The following is an 18478-nucleotide window of genomic DNA, read 5'->3' as shown; positions in this document are numbered from 1 at the left end:
GGGGGCCGGTGACCGACCGTGGGGAGTCGGAGTCGCTCGACCACGCGGAACCCGGCGGCAGTGCGGCATCGGCCGGCGACGACGCGGCCGTGACCGCGAGCCCGGACGGCCGGTTCCTGGTGGCAGGCGACACGGGGGTCCACGAGCGCACGAGCTTCATGCCGCTCGACGAGGACGGCGTCGACGCCGTGGCCGCCGTGGCCGCCGTGGCCGCCGGCACCACGGCGCGGCATCCCTCTGCCCCTCACGGTCCTGCTCATGGTCCTGCGTGCCGCCGGGACCTCACCGTCACGGTGGGCCAGGGCCTCTTCGGCACGGCGAACGCGCTCGCCGTCAACGGGGACGGGACGCACGCCCGGCTGGGCGTGGCCCCGCGCAACGAGACCGCGGCCGGGACGGTCGCCCCCCGTCCCGGCGAACCGGTGGCGACGACCGCGGGCGGCCCCGGGATCACACGGCCCGCAGGCCCGAGAAGGCCAGCACGACCACGGAGTCGGCCAGCTCCTCCCAGGCCGACTCCGGACCCGGACGGTACCAGTCGACGATCGAGTTGATCATGCCCAGCAGCAGACGTGAGGCCGACCGCCCGCTGATGTCGCCGCGCAGGTCCCCCTCCGCCTGCGCCTGCTCGATCAGCCCCGCCACCTGGCGGGTCACGGTGCGGCGACGCTCGAGGGCGCGGGTCTCGACCTCCGAGTTGCCCCGCAGGCGCAGCAGCAGCGTCACGTACGGCATCTCGTGCACGAGCACCCGCACGGTGCCCCGGATGACCCGCTCCAGCCGTTCGACGGCCGGGGCCTCGGTGCGCTCGGCGGAGGCCACCACGTCCTCGAGCGCGTCCAGGGCGCGGGAGAGCGCCTGGTCGAGGATCTCCTCCTTGGACTCCACGTGGTGGTAGATCGCGGACTTGGAGATGCCCAGGTGCTTGGAGAGCGTGCCCATGGAGGTGGCGTCGTAGCCGTGGACGTTGAAGACGTCCACGCACACGCCGAGCAGCGTCTCGCGGTCGTAGCCGGGCCGGCCGCGGCGCGGTGTCCCGCCACCCGTCAGGGCGGGAGCCGGTGCAGGCGCGTGCGTCATGGGGACCTCGATCTCGGTGGGGCGGGCGGACAGGGGTGGGGCCACGATCCTACGACGTCGTGAGCCCCCGACCGGCTCCAAGGGCTCACGACGGGGACGTCAGCAGCGGGCGGTCACCCCTTGTCCCGCAGGTCGTAGACCCGGCGGAGCTTGCCCGAGGAGCGGGCGAGCGTACCGGGCTCGGCGATCCGGATGGACGCCGAGGAGCCGATCCTGGTCTTGATGTCGTTCACGAGCTTCCGCCCGCCGGCCTCGGCGGCCTCCACGGTCGCCTCCTCGCGCCGCTCGATCGTGATGGTCATCTGGTCCATGCGGTTCGGGCGGGTGATCTCGAGCTGGAAGTGCGGGCTCAGCTCCGGCACGTGCAGGGCCAGCTCCTCGATCTGGGACGGGAAGAGGTTGACCCCCCGGAGGATGATCATGTCGTCCGAGCGCCCGGTGACCCGGCCCATGCGCCGGTGCCCGGGCCGCTCGGTGCCCGGCAGCAGACGGGTGAGGTCGTGCGTGCGGTAGCGGATGATCGGCAGGGCCTCCTTGGTGAGCGTCGTGAAGACGAGCTCACCGGGCCGGCCGGTCTCCTGGACCTCGTCCGTGAACGGGTCGATGATCTCGGGGCGGAAGTGGTCCTCCCAGATGTGGGAGCCGTCCTTGGAGGCCGCCGACTCGCCCGCCACGCCAGGGCCCATGACCTCGGAGAGACCGTAGATGTCGCACGCGTCGATGCCGAAGGTCTGCTCGATCTCCCGGCGCATCTCCTCGGTCCAGGGCTCGGCTCCGACCACGGCGGTGCGCAGGGAGGTCTCGCGGGGGTCGAGGCCGAGCTTCTTGAAGCCGTCGGCGATGGTCAGGAGGTAGGTCGGCGTCGAGAGGATCGCCTGCGGCTCGAAGTCCCGGATCAGCTGGACCTGCTTCTCGGTCTGCCCGCCGGACATCGGGATGACGGCGCAGCCGAGGCGCTCGGTGCCGTAGTGGGCGCCGAGGCCCCCGGTGAACAGGCCGTAGCCGTAGGCGTTGTGCACCTTGTCCCCGGGCCGCACGCCCGAGAGGCGGAGGCAGCGGGCCACGAGCGCGGCCCAGGTGCTGATGTCGTTCTCCGTGTACGCGACCACGGTGGGCTGCCCGGTGGTGCCGGAGGAGGCGTGGATGCGCCGGACGTCGCTCATGGGCACGGCGAGCGACTTGAAGGGGTAGGCCTTCCGGAGGAACTCCTTGTCCGTGCACGGGAAGAGCCGGAGGTCCTCGAGCTCCTTCAGGTCCCCCGGGTGCACGCCGTGGGCGTCGAAGAGCTCCCGGTAGGCGGAGACGTTCTCGTACGCGTGGTGCAGCGTCCAGCGCAGCCGCTCGTACTGGAGCGACTCCACCTGGTCACGGCTCATCGTCTCCTCGGGGTCCGGTGCGGACCGGTCCTCGGGCGCGGGAGCGGGGCAGTAGGGGTTGGGCACGGAGCACGCGATCATGTGTCAGGCCTCCTCGGGCTGGGACGGCTGGGTGGACTGCAGGACGGGCTCCTGCTCGGACGGGTCGGCGGCCGGCACGGCCGGTTCCTGGACGGACGGCCCGGCCTCCCGGTGGTCCGGGTTCGGGACCGTCCGGCTGCGGCCACGGAACTCGGCGATGAGCCGGCCCCCGGCCATGACCTGGATGTCGTAGACACCGCTGCGGCCGGCCTGGGCCCGCACGGTCCCCACCGCCGTGAGCACGTCGCCGCGCCGGGCGGAGGCGATGAAGTTGATGTCGACGCCGGAGGCCACCGTGATGGTGCTGCCGTCGCCCTGCGGGTCGTTGCACGCCAGGGCGAAACAGGTGTCCGCGAACGCGAAGACCATGCCGCCGTGCGCGATGCCGAAGCCGTTGAGCATCTCCTCGCGCAAGGTCATGCGGATCTCGGCGCGGCCGTACTCGACATGGTCCACGGTGATGCCCATCCACCGGGAGGTGTGGTCCCCCGCGAGGATCGGATGGTCCTGGGACATGTAACGCTCCTCACAGTTCACGACCGAATGTTCAGTAGACAATCCCACTCCGGGCCTCGTGTCAAGCCCTGCCCGTCCCGGCGGGAGAACCCGGCGCCCTCCTGTTGACGTGGTCGCCCGGGCCACATATTCTGAACGAACGGTCAGTTAGTCGCGAGGGTCATCGCGGCACCATCTCGTCGGAAGAGGGACACCATGACGTCGCAGAACACCGGGCTCCACGCCGTGCCCGCCGAGGACGCCGCCGAACAGGCCGAGCGGGACCGCGAGGGCCAGGAGCACTTCGACCGGATCATCGCCGAGGACTCCCGGATCGAGCCGCGGGACTGGATGCCCGCCGCCTACCGCAAGACCCTGACCCGGCAGGTCTCCCAGCACGCCCACTCCGAGATCATCGGCATGCAGCCGGAGGGCAACTGGATCTCCCGGGCCCCCTCCCTCAAGCGCAAGGCCATCCTCATGGCCAAGGTGCAGGACGAGGCCGGCCACGGGCTCTACCTCTACTCCGCGGCCGAGACCCTCGGCACTCCGCGGGCCGAGCTGAACCAGCAGCTGCTGGACGGCCGCGCCAAGTACTCGTCGATCTTCAACTACCCGGCACGCACCTGGGCCGACATGGGCGCGATCGGCTGGCTCGTGGACGGCGCCGCGATCGCCAACCAGGTCCCGCTGTGCCGGGCCTCCTACGGCCCGTACGGGCGTGCCATGGTGCGGATCTGCAAGGAGGAGTCCTTCCACCAGCGGCAGGGCTGGGAGATCCTCTACGAGCTCTCCCACGGCACGCCCGCCCAGAAGCAGATGGCCCAGGACGCCGTGGACCGCTTCTACGGGCCGTCCCTGCAGATGTTCGGCCCGCCGGACGAGGACTCCCCCAACTCGAAGCAGTCGATGGCCTGGAACATCAAGCGCTTCTCCAACGACGAGCTGCGCCAGCGCTTCGTGGACATGATCGTCGAGCAGGCCGCGGCACTGGACCTGACCCTGCCCGATCCCGATCTGAAGTGGAACGAGGAGCGCGGCCACTACGACTACGGACCCCTGGACTGGGACGAGTTCAAGGCCGTCGTCTCCGGCAAGGGCCCGTGCAGCGTCCAGCGCCTGCAGCGCCGCCGCCAGGCGCACGAGGACGGCGCCTGGGTCCGCGAGGCCGCCGCCGCCTACGCCCGCAAGACCGCCGCGGAGCGCGCCTCCGCCGAACTCATCGGAGCCTGAGCACATGAACACGACTGACGAGAACAAGGACGGCACCGTGAGCGAGATGGGCGCGTCGTCGGCGGACTGGCCCCTGTGGGAGGTGTTCGTGCGGTCCTCGCGCGGGCTCTCCCACGTCCACGCCGGCTCCCTGCACGCCCCGGACGCCACCATGGCGGTGCGCAACGCCCGGGACCTCTACACCCGCCGCAACGAGGGCACCTCGGTGTGGGTCGTCCCCTCCGAGGCGATCACCGCCTCCGACCCCGACTCCAAGGGCGGCTACTTCGAGTCCGCGCAGGGCAAGAGCTACCGCCACGCCACCTACTACACCAAGAGCGAAGGGGTGAAGCACCTGTGAGCTTCGCATCCCACGACTCCGCGACCCGGATCAGCGCGGGGCACGCCATCACCGCCGAGGAGATCGGCAGCGGCGCCGCGACGGCCCCCGAGGACGTGGCCCGCTACGCCCTGTGGCTGGGCGACGACGCCCTCATGCTCGCCCAGCGCCTGGGCTGGTGGATCGCCCGCGCCCCGGAGCTCGAGGAGGACGTGGCGCTGGCCAACATCGCGCTGGACCTGCTCGGCCACGCCCGGTTCCTCCTGACCTACGCGGGCACCGCGTGGGGGAAGACCGAGGACGACCTCGCGTACTTCCGCGACGAGGAGGAGTTCCGCTCCTGCCGCCTCGTGGAGCAGGAGAACGGGGACTTCGGGCAGACCATCGCCCGGCAGCTGATCTTCTCCTACTACCAGTACGAGCTCTACCGCCGGCTGGTGCGCTCCACCGACCCCACCCTCGCCGCGATCGCCGACAAGGCGCTCAAGGAGGTCGCCTACCACCAGGACCACGCGGGCCAGTGGATCCTGCGCCTGGGCCTCGGCACGGACGAGTCCAGGCGCCGCGTCCAGACCGGGCTGGACGTCCTGTGGCCCTACGTGGACGAGCTGTTCCACGACGACGAGCTCGTCGTCTCCCTCGGGGACGCCGCCGTGCTCCCGTCCTCCCTGCGGGCCGACTTCGACCGGCGGATCGGCGAGATCCTGGCCGAGGCCGGCCTGGACGTCCCCGAGGTCCAGGGCGCCTGGGGCGGGGACCGCTCCGGGCGGTTCAGCGAGCAGCGCGGTCACATCCTGGCCGAGATGCAGGTGCTGGCCCGCCAGCACCCCGGCGCGACCTGGTGACGGAGTGGTGACGATGACCGAGCAGCAGACGACCGAGCTGCGCCCCGCGGACCCGGCGGCCGCCGGGATCTGGGACGTGGCCGCGACCGTGAACGACCCGGAGATCCCCGTGCTCTCCATCGCCGACCTCGGCATCCTGCGGGACGCCCGGGCGGAGGGCGAGCGCGCCGTCGTCGTGATCACCCCGACGTACTCGGGGTGCCCGGCGATGGAGACGATCTCCGCGGACGTCACCGCCGCCCTCAACGCGGCGGGCTGGGACGACGTGCGGGTCGACCTCGTGCTGCACCCCGCCTGGACGACCGACTGGATGAGCGAGGACGGCAAGCGCAAGCTCGCCGAGTACGGCATCGCTCCGCCCACCGGACGCGCCGCCGCAGGCCCCGTGCGACTGAGCCTCGCGGTCAAGTGCCCGCGGTGCAGCTCCCTGAACACCCGCGAGATGACCCGCTTCGGGTCCACCGCGTGCAAGGCCCTCCACGTCTGCAACGAGTGCCTGGAACCCTTCGACCACTTCAAGGTGCACTGATGACCGAGATCACCGCCCCGGCCCGGCGCAGGGCCACGTTCAACACCCTCGAGGTCGCCGAGGTCCGCAGGCTCACCGCGGACTCCGTCGAGGTGGCCTTCGCGGTGCCGCCCGAGCTCGTGGACGACTACGACTACCTGCCCGGCCAGTACGTGGCGCTGCGCGCCCGCATCGACGGGCAGGAGGTCCGCCGCTCCTACTCGATCTGCGCGGAGCCCAGGCCCGGCGAGATCCGGGTGGCGATCAAGAAGGACATCGGCGGCGTCTTCTCCACCTGGGCGAACGAGCAGCTGAAGGCCGGGGACAGGATCGACGTCATGAACCCGCAGGGCGCGTTCATCTCCAAGACCGGGCTCACGAGCATGAACGACCCCGAGCGGCTCGCCGCCGAGGAGGTCGCCCGGAACGCGTCCGTGCACCTCGTGGCCTTCGCCGCCGGCTCCGGGATCACCCCGATCATGGCGATCGCCAAGGCGGTGCTCCGCGCCTCGCCGACCTCCACGTTCGACCTCGTCTACGCGAACCGCTCGGCCATGGACGTGATGTTCGCCGAGGAGCTCGGCGACCTCAAGGACAAGTACCCCTCCCGCCTGGCCGTCCACCACGTGCTCTCCCGCGAGCAGCGGATCAGCCCCCTGATGTCGGGGCGGATCGACGCGCAGAAGCTCGACCAGATCCTGGACGAGGTCCTCCAGGTGGACCGCACCGACGAGTGGTTCCTGTGCGGTCCCTTCGAGCTCGTGCAGATGTGCCGGGACACCCTCGCCGCGCGCGGCGTGGCCGAGGACGAGATCCGCTTCGAGCTGTTCAGCACCGGCCGGCCCGAGGACCCGCAGGGTCAGCAGGGACGCGTGGTCCCGGAGGACCCCTCCGGCGAGACGTACGGCATCACGTTCACCCTGGACGGCCTCTCCAGCTCGATCGAGTCCCCCCGCAGCGCTCACGAGACGGTGCTCAACGCCGCTCTGCGGGTCCGCCCGGACGTCCCCTTCGCGTGCGCGGGCGGCGTCTGCGGCACCTGCCGGGCGAAGGTGGTCTCGGGGGACTTCGAGATGGAGGAGAACTACGCCCTGGAGAAGGACGAGGTCGAGAGGGGCTACGTGCTCACCTGCCAGACCCGGCCGACCTCCGGAGAGCTCGTCGTCGACTACGACGCCTGACGCCCGGCGGCCCGTGACCGGGCTCCCGAACCGGCTTCCCGCCCCCGCGCGACGAGCGCGGCCACCCGACCACGAGGAGTGACCAGTGATCGACCTGACCATCGACGGATCCGTGGCGGAGGTGGTGCTGAACGCGCCGCAGAAGATGAACGCGCTGGACGAGGCCTCGCTCGCCGAGCTGGGCCGGGCCTATGCCGAGGCGGAGCGGGCGGGCGTGCGCGCCCTCGTCCTGCGCGGCGAGGGCCGCGGCTTCTGCGCCGGCCGCGACATCTCCGCCGTGGACCCCGCGACCGACGACGCCTACGGCTACCTCGCCGGCAAGGTCACCCCGCTGCTGCGCGCCATGAGCGGCTTCCCTGCGCCGACGTTCGCCGCCGTGCAGGGGCCGTGCCTCGGCGTGGGCCTGGGCCTGGCGATCGCCACGGACGTGGTGTACGTGGCCGAGACCGCGAAGATCGGCTCGCCCTTCGCCAACCTCGGCGCGACCCTCGACTCCGGCGGGCACGCCCTGTTCACCGAGCGCCTCGGCGCCCACCGGACCCTGGACCTGATCTACACCGCCGAGCTGATGAGCGGGGCGGAGGCCGTGCGGTCGGGGCTCTTCAGCCGCTCGGTGCCGGCCGAGGAGCTGCTGGAGCTCACCCGTGCGAAAGCCGCCGCGGTGGCCGAGGGCGCGACCGGGGCGTTCCTGGCCTCGCGCGAGCTCGTGGCCCAGATCCGTGACGAGCGCCTCGGGCTGTGGGAGTCGGTGGAGAACGAGAACCGGGTCCAGGGCGAGCTGTGCCGCGGCGAGGACTACGCGGAGGGCTTCGCGGCGTTCCAGGAGAAGCGCCGGCCCCGGTTCACGGGCCGCCGCGCCCCGGCCCGGCGCGGCTGAACCCCGGCGCGGCGGAACCCCTGGCCGGCGCACCCGACCGGGCCGGCCCCGGCGGCGGCCGTGGCCGGGCGGACCGGCTGCCGGGCGCCGCCAGGGGGTTAAGCGGTCGGGGAACAGCCCGGCCCGTTCGTCCTCCTGCGGTTAATGTGGGGGCCATGACATCCACGGTGACCTCTTCGGTGTTCGACCTCTCCGGCTTCGACCGCTCCGTCCGCCCCCAGGACGACCTCTACCGCCACGTCAACGGCGCCTGGCTGCAGCGGACGGAGATCCCGGACGACAAGCCGTCGACCGGAGCCTTCGTCGAGCTCCGCGACCAGGCGGAGGAGGCCGTGCGCGAACTCATCACGACCGCGCGACCGGGCGAGCCGGGCGCCGTGGAGACGAAGATCGCGGACCTCTACGCGTCCTTCATGGACGAGGAGCGCATCGAGGCGCTGGGCTCGGCCCCGCTGACGGAGGACCTCGAGGAGATCGACGCCGTGGCGGACGTGCCCGGCGTGGTGCGACACCTCGGCCGGATGATCCGCCGCGGCGTGGGCGGGCTCGTGGACGTCGACGTCGACGCCGACCCGGGGGCCCCCGAGCGCTACCTGGCCTTCGTGGGCCAGTCCGGGCTGGGCCTGCCGGACGAGGAGTACTACCGGGACGAGCAGCACGCCGCGATCCGGGAGAAGTACCTGGCGCACGTGGAGGAGATGCTCGCCCTGGCCGGGGTCGCGGACGCCGCCGAGCAGGCCCGTGCCGCCGTGGCGCTCGAGACCCGCATCGCCGCCCACCACTGGGACAAGGTCACGGTCCGCGACCTCACGAAGATGTACAACCCGATGGGCTTCGAGGAGCTCGCCGGCACCACCTCGACCCTGGACTGGGCGCTCCTCGCCGAGGGCGCGGAGCTGCCGGTCTCCGCCCTGGCGACCGTGGTCAACGCCCAGCCCTCCTTCTTCACCGGGGTCGAGGAGCTGCTCACGGACGAGCTGCTGCCCGCGTGGCGCTCGTGGGCCCGGTGGCACCTGGTCTCGGCGCGCGCGTCCTACCTGTCGTCAGCGTTCGTGGCGGCGGACTTCGCCTTCTACGGCACCGTGCTCTCGGGGACCCCGCGTCTGAAGGACCGCTGGAAGCGGGGGGTCGAGCTCGTCAACGGCGTCCTCGGAGAGGCCGTGGGCGAGCTCTACGTGGCGGCGCACTTCTCCCCCACCGCCAAGGAGCGGATGGACGAGCTGGTCGCCAACCTGCTGGAGGCCTACCGCGAGTCGATCACCGCGCTGGACTGGATGACGGAGCCCACCCGCCAGGAGGCGCTCAAGAAGCTCTCCCAGTTCACCCCGAAGATCGGCTACCCGCAGCGCTGGAAGGACTACTCCACCCTGGAGATCCGCCGCGACGACCTCGTGGGCAACCGGCTCCGCACCACGGAGTTCAGGCTGGCCGAGCTCGTCCGCAAGGCCGGCAACCCGGTGGAAAAGCACGAGTGGCTCATGACCCCGCAGACGGTCAACGCGTACTACCACCCGCTGCGCAACGAGATCGTCTTCCCCGCCGCGATCCTCCAGCCCCCGTTCTTCGACGAGAACGCCGACGACGCCGTCAACTACGGCGCGATCGGCTCCGTGATCGGCCACGAGATCGGCCACGGCTTCGACGACAAGGGCTCCACGTGCGACGGCGACGGACGGCTGCGCAACTGGTGGTCGGAGGCGGACCGGCAGGCCTTCGAGGAGCGCACCGCGGCCCTCGTGCGCCAGTACGACCGCCTGGTGCCGGAGCAGCTGGCGGACGAGGGCACGCACGTCAACGGCGAGCTCACCCTCGGCGAGAACATCGGCGACCTCGGCGGCCTGTCGATCGCGCACAAGGCCTGGCGGATGTCCCGGCGGGCCGGCGCCGCGTTCGGGCCCGGCGGGCTGATCGACGGCTTCACCCCCGAGCAGCGGCTGTTCCTGTCCTGGGCCTACGTGTGGCAGCAGAAGTCCCGGGACGAGGCCCTGCGGCACCGCATCGCCACGGATCCCCACTCCCCCAACGAGTTCCGGGCCAATCAGGTGGTCCGGAACATCGGGGCCTTCTACGAAGCCTTCGGGGTCGTGGAGACGGACGCGATGTGGCTGCCGGACGTGGAGCGGGTCGCCATCTGGTGAGCCGGCAGCGCGGCCTCAGGAGCCGCCGGCCGAGCCGACCATGAAGAAGCCGAACGCCGCCAGCCACGCCACGAGGAAGAACAGGAACACGGCGATCATGACGGTGCCGACCCAGCCGAGCACCTTCCCGACCGTCGCGGAGATCCCGAGCTTCTCGGCCTCCCGCGCCTGCCAGATCGCGAAGGGCCCGAGCAGGGGCAGCACCACGACGCTGAGGATGCCCAGGATCAGCGCGTTGTCGGCGTGCCGGCGCCCTTCCACGGCCTGCGGTGAGCTCCATCCGGGGCCCCACTGCGGGCCCCACTGCGGAGCCCAGAACGCGCCCCACTCGGGTCCCCACGGCTGGCCCGGAGCGGGGTTGAAATGTTGCCCCCCACCAGGGTTCCACGGCGCCGCGCCGGGGCGGGGCTCACCCGGGCGGCCCTGACCCGGGTACTCCTGCTCACGGCGCTCCCGCCCGGGGTGTTCGTCGCGGGGCCGGCCCCCTTCGGCGGGGCCGCGCCCGGCGTCGTCGTCGCTGCGGTGCTGGTCGTGGGCGTCGGAATCGTGGCTCACGGTGTGCCTCCTGCGTCGTGGATCGTGCTGTTCGGGGCGAAGCGGCGGTTCGCGAGCACGGGGACGACCTCCCGCACCTCGTCGATCCGCTCGCGGGTGATGTCCGCGGTGAGCACCGTCTCGTCCTCGCCGGCCTCGGCGACCACGACGCCCATCGGGTCCAGGACCGCGGAGCGGCCCACGGTGTGCTCGGAGCACGTGTCCGCCGCCGCGACCCAGACGGTGTTCTCGATGGCGCGGGCCTTCAGCAGGGCCCGCCAGTGGTCCACCTTGTGCTCCCCGGCGAACCACGCGGCGGGGATCGTGAGCAGCTCCGCGCCGGCGTCGACGACGGCGCGGCACAGCTCCGGGAAGCGCAGGTCGTAGCAGGTGATCATGCCCACCGCGAACCCCGCGATCCGCACGACGGTGACGCCCTTGTCGCCGGGGCGGATCCGGTCGGACTCCCGGTGCCGGAAGGCGTCGTAGAGGTGGAGCTTGCGGTACGTGCCGAGGATCGCGCCCTGCCCGTCCACCGCCACGAGCGTGTTGTAGGGCCGGCCGTCGGCGGAGGGCTCGTAGCCGCCGGCGATCACCGCGACGCCGGTGCGCGCCGCCACGAAGGAGAGCTCCTGGACGAACCCGGACCAGCCGCGCAGGACCAGGTCGTCGAAGTCGCCGCCGAGGAGCCGCTCGGCGAACATCGCCTCCTCGGGGAACACCACGAGCTCCGCGCCGGCGGCCGCGGCCCGCTCCGCGAGCCGGCGCACGGTCCGCAGGTTCTCGGCCGTGTCCGCGGTGGGCGCGAACTGTCCGACAGCGATCTTCACGTGCCCTCCTCGGCTGCGGCGACGGGAATCGGGAGCCCCGGCCCCGCCCGCCGACGACGCCGTTGCGCCCACTGTATCGCCGCCGCCCGCCGCGGGCACGGGATCCCGCCACACCGTGCCAAGATGGACGAGGACCTCGACAGCGCGACGATGGGCAGGACATGGGCGGGACCTCGGACAGCTCTCCCCGGCGCGGCCGCGCCACGCAGCGGCTGCTCGGCGGAGGCTGCGAACCGGACCCCCGGTTCACCCTCGCCAACGAGCGCACCTTCCTCGCCTGGATCAGGACCTCGCTGGCATTCCTCGCCGGCGGGATCGCCGTGGAGGCCTTCACCGCCGACGTGTTCGACGAGCCCGTCCGGAAGTTCATCGCCGTGACGCTCCTGGTGCTCAGCATGCTCGTCGCCGCGGGCGCCACCTTCCGGTGGCTCGGGGTCGAGCGCAGCATGCGGCGGCAGGCGCCGCTGCCCCTGCCCCTGATCGCCCCGCTGCTCGCGACGGGCGGGGCGATCGCCGCGGGAGTCCTCGTCGTCGTCGTCCTGCAGGGCTGAGATGGCGCGCCCGGCCACCCGACCCCATCCCGACCCCGGCCTCCAGCCCGAGCGCACGACGATGGCGTGGACGCGGACGCTGATGGCCTTCGTCGTGGTCTCTGCGGTGTTCCTGCGGTGGCTGCCGCACCACGGCCCTTTCGTGCTGGTCCTCTTCGGGGGCTCCGTGCTCACCGCCGGGGCGATCTACCTCAGTCAGCGTCCCCGGTACGCCCGGAGCTCCCGCGGGATCGCACAGGACGAGTCCGCACCGGAGGTGGGTGCGGTGATCGCCACCTCGACGGCCGTGGTCGCCCTCGGCGCCCTGGGCGTCTGGGTGGTCCTGGTCCTGGTCTGACTCCACCGTCTTTCCCCGAGTCGCCCGAGGCCCCCGACATTGCGGAAGAGCGCCACCGGGACGTGCTCGGTGGCGCTCTTCCGCCATCTCGCGAGGAGGGGCGGACGTTCAGTCGATGAGGTCCCTGACCACGATCGTGTGGTCCCGGTCCGGGCCCACCCCGATGGCGGACATCCGGGTGCCGCTCATGCCCTCCAGTGCCTCGACGTAGGCGCGGGCGTTGGCGGGCAGCTCCTCGAGGGTGCGGCAGCGGCTGATGTCCTGCTCCCACCCGTCGAAGTGCTCGAAGACCGGCTTCGCGTGGTGGAACTCGGTCTGCGTCATGGGCATCTCGTCGTGCCGCACGCCGTCGACGTCGTAGGCCACGCAGACCGGGATCCGCTCGATGCCGGTGAGCACGTCGAGCTTGGTCAGGAAGTAGTCGGTGAAGCCGTTGATCCGGGAGGCGTGGCGGGCCATCACGGCGTCGTACCAGCCGGTGCGGCGGGGACGGCCCGTGTTGACGCCGAATTCCCCGCCCGTGGTGCGCAGCTGCTCGCCCATCTCGTCGAAGAGCTCGGTCGGGAAGGGTCCGGCTCCCACGCGGGTGGTGTACGCCTTGATGATGCCGATCGCGCGGGTGATGCGGGTCGGGCCGATGCCGGAGCCGACGGACGCGCCGCCGGCCGTCGGGTTGGAGGACGTCACGAACGGGTAGGTGCCGTGGTCGACGTCGAGGAAGGTGGCCTGGCCGCCCTCCATGAGCACGACCTTGTCCGCGTCCAGCGCCTGGTTCAGCAGCAGGGTGGAGTCCACGATCATCGGCGCGAGCCGGTCGGCGTACTGCAGGAAGTACGCCACGACCTCCTCGACCTCGATCGAGCGCCGGTTGTAGAGCTTGACGAGCAGCTCGTTCTTCTGCCGCAGGGCGCCCTCGATCTTCTGCCGGAGGATCGACTCGTCCAGGACGTCCTGGACCCGGATCCCGAGCCGGCCGACCTTGTCGATGTAGGCGGGCCCGATGCCCCGGCCGGTGGTGCCGATCGCCCGCTTCCCGAGGAAGCGCTCCGAGACCTGGTCCATGGTCTGGTGGTACGGGGCCACCAGGTGCGCGTTGGCGGAGACGCGCAGCCGGGACGTGTCCGCCCCGCGGGCCTCGAGGCCGTCGATCTCCTCGAACAGCGCCTGGGGGTTGACCACCACACCGTTGCCGATCACCGGGACCGCGTTGGGGCTGAGGATGCCGGCGGGCAGGAGCTTGAGCTCGAACTTGTCGCCGTTGACGACCACGGTGTGGCCGGCGTTGTTGCCCCCGTTGGGCTTGACCACGTAGTCGACGCGTCCTCCGAGCAGGTCGGTGGCCTTGCCCTTGCCCTCGTCGCCCCACTGGGCGCCGACGATCACGATTGCTGGCATTGAACGACTCTCCTGCCTGGCTGGTGCGGGGCCTCCCCCGCGGTGTCCGGCCCGGGTCCGCCCGACCGGGCACGACAACGCCCCTGCGTCGGCCTGCTCCCGCCCGCACGCTCGAGGCGTTGACGCGCCGGCAGGACGAGGCCCAGGGGCTGCTCGTACCGTCCAAGTCTAGCCGCCCGTGACCGGCGGCACGCGCGGTGCCGCCCGACCGGCCCGGGCGCCACCGCGGAGGGGCCCGGGCCGGGCTGCACCGTCGAGCGGGCCCGGGCCCGGTCGCGCCGGTCGGCCGCGGCGGACCCGCGGGGTCAGCCGTTTCTCGGCCCGCGCCCGGCGAGCAGCTCCTCCAGCCGGTCGTATCCCTGCGACATCCCGGACTCCATGCCGGTCGCGAGATACTGCTCGCGCGCCTCGACGGACGGGTAGACCGACCGGCCCGAGAGCCGGCAACGGCCCCCGGGCAACTCCTCGAAGGTGGAGAACTCCAGGGTGACCACGTCCGGCCAGCCCTCGAACTCGAACGTCTGCACGATGAGGGCGTCCTGCCGGACGGTGTGGAAGACGCCGCGGAAGGCGTACTCGTCGTCTCCGTCCTCGCCGCGCTGGAGAAATCGGTAGGACCCGCCGGCGCGGCAGTCGAAGCCGTCGATCCGCGTCTCGAGCCCGCGGGCCGATCCACTGCCGGAACAGTTCGGGGTCCACGTGGGCGTGGAAGACCTCGGCGACGGGGTGGTCGAACTCCCGGGCGTAGTCGACGAACGGCGTGCCCTCGGGGGCGGTCAGGTGCAGGGGATGTCCCATGGTCGGTCCTCTGGGTGCTCGCCGCGGTCGGCGGCTCGGATGTCGAGAACGGCGTCGAGGCGGCGGAACTGCCCCTCCCTGACCAGCCGGTACCGGTCGATCCAGGCGGTGAGGGCCTCGAGCCGTGCGGGGTTCAGGTGGACGGGCCGGCGCTGGGCGTCACGGGTGCGTGTGACGAGCTGCGCCTGCTCGAGGACCTGGATGTGCTTCGAGACCGCCTGCTTGCTGATCGCGAAGGGTTCCGCCAGTTCGGTGACCGTGGCCGGTCCGCGGCTGAGCCGAGCGACGATGCGGCGGCGGACCGGGTCGGCGAGGGCGAGGAAGGCCCTGTCGAAGAACTCGTCGTCCCCGGGTTTCACGGTATTTGTCAACTGATTCCTTGAACAACCACTTGGTTGTCATAGATTAGCCCGTGCACGAGCTCCCGGCAAGGCCGGGCACCGGACGGGGACGGGCGGGGTGCGCGGGTCTTCGTCGCGCACCGGTGGCACCAGGACCCCCCTGCCCGGCGGCGCCCCAGCACGTCACACTCGGCCCGCCGAGATGTTTTCCAATGCACAGTAGTGACATGGGCCACTTCATAGGATTGAATGACTGTACACAATCTGACGAAACGCCCAGCAACGTCCTCCGGATATCGAGCACACCGGTGCTCCGGACGGCGTGGGCGCAGAACCCCCGGAGGACCGCAACCATGTCAACGACATCACGATGGACCACGAAGCACAGCGTCATCTCGATCGGAGCGGTGGCTGCCATGGGTCTGCTGACGGCCTGCGGCGGTGGGAACGGCGGAGGCGGCGGCAACGGCGAGGGCGGCGGCACCCTCGCCGAGGCCCAGGACGCCGGGAGCATCACGGTCGGCTTCGCGGGCGAGGCCCCGTACAGCTTCGAGGAGAACGGCGAGCTGACGGGCGCCACCGTGGCCCTGCACCGCGAGATCTTCGAGGAGCTGGGCATCGAGGAGCTCGAGGGTGTCAACACGGACTTCGGATCCCTCATCCCCGGGCTCACCGCCGGTCGGTTCGACGCCGTCAGCGCGGGCATGTCCATCCTCCCCGAGCGCTGCGAGCAGGCCGCCTTCAGCAACCCCGAGTTCATGTACACCACGGCCCTGATGGTCGCCGAGGGCAATCCGCACGGCCTCCAGACCCTCGACGACGTGGCCGCCGATCCCGACGTCCAGCTGGTCACGATGACCGGGGCCATCGAGTCGAGCTACGCCGACTCGCTCGGCATCGACAACAGGGAGGTCGCCACCCCGCAGGACGGCATGGACGCCGTGACCAACGGCCGCGCGGACGTCTTCGCACTCACAGGCATCTCGCTGAACTGGATGGCGGACAACAACCCGGACGCCGCCGTGGAGGTCACCGAGTCCTACGTCCAGGAGATCGACGGCGTGCCGCAGGTGGGCGCCGGCGGCACCGTGTTCCGGACCGAGGACCAGGACCTGCTCGAGGCCTACAACGAGGAGCTGGAGAAGATCGTCAGCGACGAGGAGCGCTACCTCGAGGTCGTCGGGGACTACGGCTTCACGGCGGCCGAGCGCCCGGACGGCTCGGTGACCACCGAGCAGCTGTGCGCCGGTGAGCTCGCCGACGCCGGGACTCCGGAGCCGGCGCCGGCCGAGACCGGCACCGACGAGGCCGTCCCCGCGGAGACCGCCACCACGGAGCCCGGCGAGTAGTCGTGGGAGAGAAGTTCGACGCGCTCTGGGCGTACCTCCCCCGGTTGCTGGACGGCGTGGTCATCACGCTGCAGCTGACCGTGGGAGGAGCGCTCGGCGCGTTCGTCATCGCCGTGGCGCTCGGGCTGCTCGGGCTCTCGGGCGTCGCGGCGCTGAGGGTGACCGCCCGCGTGGTCGTGGAGTTCTTCCGGGGGACCTCGCTCCTCGTGCAGCTCTTCTGGCTGTTCTTCGTCCTGCCCCTCATGGGGGTGCGACTGGACCCGATGACCGTCGGCATCCTGGCGCTGTCCCTGAACTTCGGGGCGTACGGCGCCGAGGTGGTCCGGGGCTCCATCGCCTCGGTCGCCAAGGGCCAGTGGGAGGCCACGAAGGCGCTGAGCATGTCCGCGTCCCACCGCATGCGCCGCATCATCTTCCCCCAGGCGTGGGCGCTCATGATCCCCTCCCTGGCCAACCTGATGATCCAGCTGCTCAAGGGAACCGCGGTGGTCACGTTCATCACCCTGAGCGACCTGACCTTCCGGATCAACCAGCTGCGGCAGGCGACCGGGGACACGCTGTTCGCCTTCATGGTGGGACTTCTGATCTACTTCGCCCTCGCCTACCTCCTGAACCTGGGGATGAACGTGCTCGAGATCCGGGCCAAGAACAAGCTCGGAAGAGGTCCGTCCATGCGTGAGATCTGGTTGCCCGCCCGCCCGAAGGCGGACGCCGTGGGAGGTGGACAGCCGTGATCTGGAGCTGGGAACGCGTCGTCGAAGCCCTGCCCCTGCTGCTCGAGGGGTTCAGGATCACGCTGCTGGCCACGGTCGTGGGCACGCTCATCGCCGCCGTCCTCGGACTGTTCATCGCCGTGTTCAAGCGGGTGCTGCCCACACCGTTGCGTCAGATCGTGCACTGGGTCAGCGAGTTCATCCGGATGACGCCGCTGGTGGTGCAGCTGCTGTTCGTCTACTACCTGCTCACGGGGGTCTCCGCCCTGGTCATCGGCATCACGGTGATCGGCATCCACTACGCCACCTACATGGCGGAGAGCTACCGCGCGGGGATCGAGTCCGTGCCGAAGGGTCAGTGGGAGGCCACGGTGGCCCTCTCCCTGCCGGCGTCGCGCACCTGGCGCGCCGTGGTCCTGCCGCAGGCGCTCCGGGCCACGATCCCCTCGCTCGGCAACTACGCCGTGGCCATGTTCAAGGACACCCCGTTCCTGTTCGCGATCTCCGTGGTCGAGCTCGTGACCTCCGCCCAGCAGTTCGGGGCACGGAACTTCGCGTACACGGAGGCGTTCACCCTCGCCGGGCTGATCTTCCTGGCCGCCAGCTATCCGACCTCCATCCTGATCCGCCGATTGGAGAAACGTCTTGCCCACTACTGACCGCGGGGACGAGCGCCCCGACACCCCCTCCCAGCAGGACCCGGCGCCCCGCGCCGGAGATCCCGGAGACACTCCCGTCATCGAGTTCCGCGACGTCGTCAAGCGCTTCGGCGACCACACGGTCCTCGACGGGCTGAACTTCACGGTCCGGCGAGGGGAGCGCGTGACCCTCATCGGGCCGAGCGGCTCCGGAAAGACGACGATCCTGCGGCTGCTCATGACCCTCGAGGACCTGACCGAGGGATTCATCTTCGTGAACGGCGAGCCGCTCACGCACGAGATGCGCAACGGTCGCCGGGTGGAGCTGCCGCCCAAGCGGCAGAAGCAGATCACCCGGCGGATCGGCATGGTCTTCCAGCAGTTCAACCTCTTCCCCAACATGACCGTGCTCGAGAACATCATCGAGGCGCCCGTCCACGTGCTGGGCATGGACAAGTCCGCGGCCCGGGAGAAGGCGCTGGGTCTGCTCCGCCAGGTCGGCCTCGAGGAGAAGGCCGACCAGCACCCCTCACGGCTCTCCGGCGGTCAGCAGCAGCGCGTGGCCATTGCCCGGGCCCTGGCCATGGACCCGGAGATCCTGCTGCTGGACGAGGTGACCTCCGCCCTCGACCCGGAGCTCGTGGACGACGTCCTCAACGTCCTGCGCCGGGTCGCGGAGACGACCGACATCACGATGCTGATCGTCACCCACGAGATGCAGTTCGCCCGCGACGTGTCCCACCGGGTGATGATGTTCGCCGGCGGGCGGATCATCGAGGACGGGCACCCGGAGGAGATGTTCACGGACCCGAAGAACGAGCGCACCAAGACGTTCCTGCGCGCGATCCTCTGACGGCCG

General features: G+C 71.1%; 21 protein-coding genes. 13 read left to right on the top strand and 8 right to left on the bottom strand.

What is annotated here, in order from left to right; all coding sequences use genetic code 11:
* Positions 1-450 precede the first annotated feature (450 nt).
* The 3 genes from ACH9EU_RS12330 to paaI all read right to left on the bottom strand — a co-directional run bounded on the left by ACH9EU_RS12330 (position 451) and on the right by paaI (position 3053).
* The gene (locus ACH9EU_RS12330; RefSeq protein ID WP_396414208.1) at positions 451-1080 is read right to left on the bottom strand and encodes a TetR family transcriptional regulator; all 630 of its coding nucleotides are present in this window, start codon (positions 1078-1080) and stop codon (positions 451-453) included.
* A 113-nt stretch (positions 1081-1193) separates the two neighbouring features.
* The gene (locus ACH9EU_RS12325) at positions 1194-2537 is read right to left on the bottom strand and encodes an AMP-binding protein (RefSeq protein ID WP_396414204.1); all 1344 of its coding nucleotides are present in this window, start codon (positions 2535-2537) and stop codon (positions 1194-1196) included.
* A 3-nt stretch (positions 2538-2540) separates the two neighbouring features.
* Positions 2541-3053 carry a hydroxyphenylacetyl-CoA thioesterase PaaI gene (gene paaI / locus ACH9EU_RS12320; RefSeq protein ID WP_396414203.1) on the bottom strand — a complete coding sequence of 171 codons (513 nt, stop codon included), beginning with the start codon at positions 3051-3053 and terminating at the stop codon, positions 2541-2543.
* Between the two features lie 195 nt (positions 3054-3248).
* Between paaI and paaA the strand changes: the two genes are divergently transcribed.
* The 7 genes from paaA (at position 3249) to ACH9EU_RS12285 (ending at position 10133) form a co-directional block, all read left to right on the top strand.
* Positions 3249-4265 carry a 1,2-phenylacetyl-CoA epoxidase subunit PaaA gene (gene paaA / locus ACH9EU_RS12315; protein ID WP_396414202.1) on the top strand — a complete coding sequence of 339 codons (1017 nt, stop codon included), beginning with the start codon at positions 3249-3251 and terminating at the stop codon, positions 4263-4265.
* A 46-nt stretch (positions 4266-4311) separates the two neighbouring features.
* Positions 4312-4605, top strand: a complete 294-nt coding sequence (paaB, locus tag ACH9EU_RS12310) for a 1,2-phenylacetyl-CoA epoxidase subunit PaaB (protein WP_396414207.1) — start codon at positions 4312-4314, stop codon at positions 4603-4605.
* Positions 4602-5429: a 1,2-phenylacetyl-CoA epoxidase subunit PaaC gene (gene paaC, locus ACH9EU_RS12305; RefSeq protein ID WP_396414201.1), complete on the top strand. Its 828-nt coding sequence runs from the start codon at positions 4602-4604 to the stop codon at positions 5427-5429. The genes paaB and paaC overlap by 4 nt, the downstream gene beginning before the upstream one ends.
* 13 nt (positions 5430-5442) lie before the next feature.
* Positions 5443-5958 (top strand): 1,2-phenylacetyl-CoA epoxidase subunit PaaD, encoded by a 516-nt coding sequence (gene paaD, locus ACH9EU_RS12300; protein ID WP_396414200.1) that lies wholly within the window; start codon positions 5443-5445, stop codon positions 5956-5958.
* Positions 5958-7118 carry a 1,2-phenylacetyl-CoA epoxidase subunit PaaE gene (gene paaE, locus ACH9EU_RS12295; RefSeq protein WP_396414199.1) on the top strand — a complete coding sequence of 387 codons (1161 nt, stop codon included), beginning with the start codon at positions 5958-5960 and terminating at the stop codon, positions 7116-7118. Before paaD ends, paaE begins: the two co-directional genes overlap by 1 nt.
* Positions 7119-7203: 85 nt before the next feature.
* Complete coding sequence (locus tag ACH9EU_RS12290) at positions 7204-7995, top strand: enoyl-CoA hydratase-related protein (protein WP_396414198.1); 792 nt, start codon at positions 7204-7206, stop codon at positions 7993-7995.
* A 155-nt stretch (positions 7996-8150) separates the two neighbouring features.
* Positions 8151-10133 (top strand): M13-type metalloendopeptidase, encoded by a 1983-nt coding sequence (locus ACH9EU_RS12285; protein WP_396414197.1) that lies wholly within the window; start codon positions 8151-8153, stop codon positions 10131-10133.
* Between the two features lie 15 nt (positions 10134-10148).
* Here the strand turns inward: ACH9EU_RS12285 and ACH9EU_RS12280 are convergent, their stop codons facing one another.
* Positions 10149-10688, bottom strand: coding sequence for a DUF4190 domain-containing protein (locus ACH9EU_RS12280; RefSeq protein ID WP_396414196.1), 540 nt, complete (start codon positions 10686-10688; stop codon positions 10149-10151).
* Positions 10685-11497, bottom strand: a complete 813-nt coding sequence (locus ACH9EU_RS12275) for a carbon-nitrogen hydrolase family protein (RefSeq protein WP_396414195.1) — start codon at positions 11495-11497, stop codon at positions 10685-10687. Before ACH9EU_RS12275 ends, ACH9EU_RS12280 begins: the two co-directional genes overlap by 4 nt.
* 161 nt (positions 11498-11658) lie before the next feature.
* On the opposite strand from ACH9EU_RS12275, the gene ACH9EU_RS12270 reads away from it, so the two are divergent.
* Together ACH9EU_RS12270 and ACH9EU_RS12265 are read left to right on the top strand one after the other, a co-directional pair.
* Positions 11659-12048 (top strand): DUF202 domain-containing protein, encoded by a 390-nt coding sequence (locus ACH9EU_RS12270; RefSeq protein WP_396414194.1) that lies wholly within the window; start codon positions 11659-11661, stop codon positions 12046-12048.
* Between the two features lies 1 nt (position 12049).
* A complete protein-coding gene (locus ACH9EU_RS12265) occupies positions 12050-12385 on the top strand; it encodes a DUF202 domain-containing protein (RefSeq protein WP_396414193.1) in 336 nt (111 codons plus the stop codon).
* 108 nt (positions 12386-12493) lie between these two features.
* Here the strand turns inward: ACH9EU_RS12265 and ACH9EU_RS12260 are convergent, their stop codons facing one another.
* The 3 genes from ACH9EU_RS12260 to ACH9EU_RS12250 form a co-directional block, all read right to left on the bottom strand.
* Positions 12494-13780 carry an adenylosuccinate synthase gene (locus tag ACH9EU_RS12260; RefSeq protein ID WP_396414192.1) on the bottom strand — a complete coding sequence of 429 codons (1287 nt, stop codon included), beginning with the start codon at positions 13778-13780 and terminating at the stop codon, positions 12494-12496.
* Between the two features lie 305 nt (positions 13781-14085).
* Entirely contained in the window at positions 14086-14427 is a 342-nt protein-coding gene (locus ACH9EU_RS12255; protein WP_396414206.1) for an SRPBCC domain-containing protein, read from the bottom strand.
* 129 nt (positions 14428-14556) lie between these two features.
* Positions 14557-14937, bottom strand: coding sequence for a metalloregulator ArsR/SmtB family transcription factor (locus tag ACH9EU_RS12250; RefSeq protein WP_396414191.1), 381 nt, complete (start codon positions 14935-14937; stop codon positions 14557-14559).
* 335 nt (positions 14938-15272) lie between these two features.
* Between ACH9EU_RS12250 and ehuB the strand changes: the two genes are divergently transcribed.
* The 4 genes from ehuB to ehuA all read left to right on the top strand — a co-directional run bounded on the left by ehuB (position 15273) and on the right by ehuA (position 18472).
* On the top strand, positions 15273-16268 hold the full coding sequence (gene ehuB / locus ACH9EU_RS12245) for an ectoine/hydroxyectoine ABC transporter substrate-binding protein EhuB (RefSeq protein ID WP_396414190.1): 996 nt from the start codon (positions 15273-15275) through the stop codon (positions 16266-16268).
* Positions 16269-16270: 2 nt separating this feature from the next.
* Positions 16271-17002 carry an ectoine/hydroxyectoine ABC transporter permease subunit EhuC gene (gene ehuC, locus ACH9EU_RS12240; RefSeq protein WP_396414189.1) on the top strand — a complete coding sequence of 244 codons (732 nt, stop codon included), beginning with the start codon at positions 16271-16273 and terminating at the stop codon, positions 17000-17002.
* Positions 16999-17640: an ectoine/hydroxyectoine ABC transporter permease subunit EhuD gene (gene ehuD, locus ACH9EU_RS12235; RefSeq protein WP_396414188.1), complete on the top strand. Its 642-nt coding sequence runs from the start codon at positions 16999-17001 to the stop codon at positions 17638-17640. The genes ehuC and ehuD overlap by 4 nt, the downstream gene beginning before the upstream one ends.
* Positions 17641-17719: 79 nt before the next feature.
* Positions 17720-18472 (top strand): ectoine/hydroxyectoine ABC transporter ATP-binding protein EhuA, encoded by a 753-nt coding sequence (gene ehuA / locus ACH9EU_RS12230; protein WP_396414205.1) that lies wholly within the window; start codon positions 17720-17722, stop codon positions 18470-18472.
* The last annotated feature ends 6 nt before the right edge of the window (positions 18473-18478 follow it).

It is taken from the genome of Kocuria rhizosphaerae (assembly GCF_044462265.1).
Lineage (GTDB): Bacteria > Actinomycetota > Actinomycetes > Actinomycetales > Micrococcaceae > Kocuria > Kocuria rhizosphaerae.
This window is presented reverse-complemented; position numbering and strand designations above follow the sequence as displayed.

Bases quoted from the DNA above. Each gene is read 5' to 3' on its own strand.
- ACH9EU_RS12330 (WP_396414208.1), bottom strand. From the start codon at position 1,080: ATGACGCACGCGCCTGCACCGGCTCCCGCCCTGACGGGTGGCGGGACA.
- ACH9EU_RS12325 (WP_396414204.1), bottom strand. From the start codon at position 2,537: ATGATCGCGTGCTCCGTGCCCAACCCCTACTGCCCCGCTCCCGCGCCC.
- paaI (WP_396414203.1), bottom strand. From the start codon at position 3,053: ATGTCCCAGGACCATCCGATCCTCGCGGGGGACCACACCTCCCGGTGG.
- paaA (WP_396414202.1), top strand. From the start codon at position 3,249: ATGACGTCGCAGAACACCGGGCTCCACGCCGTGCCCGCCGAGGACGCC.
- paaB (WP_396414207.1), top strand. From the start codon at position 4,312: ATGGGCGCGTCGTCGGCGGACTGGCCCCTGTGGGAGGTGTTCGTGCGG.
- paaD (WP_396414200.1), top strand. From the start codon at position 5,443: ATGACCGAGCAGCAGACGACCGAGCTGCGCCCCGCGGACCCGGCGGCC.
- paaE (WP_396414199.1), top strand. From the start codon at position 5,958: ATGACCGAGATCACCGCCCCGGCCCGGCGCAGGGCCACGTTCAACACC.
- ACH9EU_RS12285 (WP_396414197.1), top strand. From the start codon at position 8,151: ATGACATCCACGGTGACCTCTTCGGTGTTCGACCTCTCCGGCTTCGAC.
- ACH9EU_RS12270 (WP_396414194.1), top strand. From the start codon at position 11,659: ATGGGCGGGACCTCGGACAGCTCTCCCCGGCGCGGCCGCGCCACGCAG.
- ACH9EU_RS12265 (WP_396414193.1), top strand. From the start codon at position 12,050: ATGGCGCGCCCGGCCACCCGACCCCATCCCGACCCCGGCCTCCAGCCC.
- ACH9EU_RS12260 (WP_396414192.1), bottom strand. From the start codon at position 13,780: ATGCCAGCAATCGTGATCGTCGGCGCCCAGTGGGGCGACGAGGGCAAG.
- ehuB (WP_396414190.1), top strand. From the start codon at position 15,273: ATGTCAACGACATCACGATGGACCACGAAGCACAGCGTCATCTCGATC.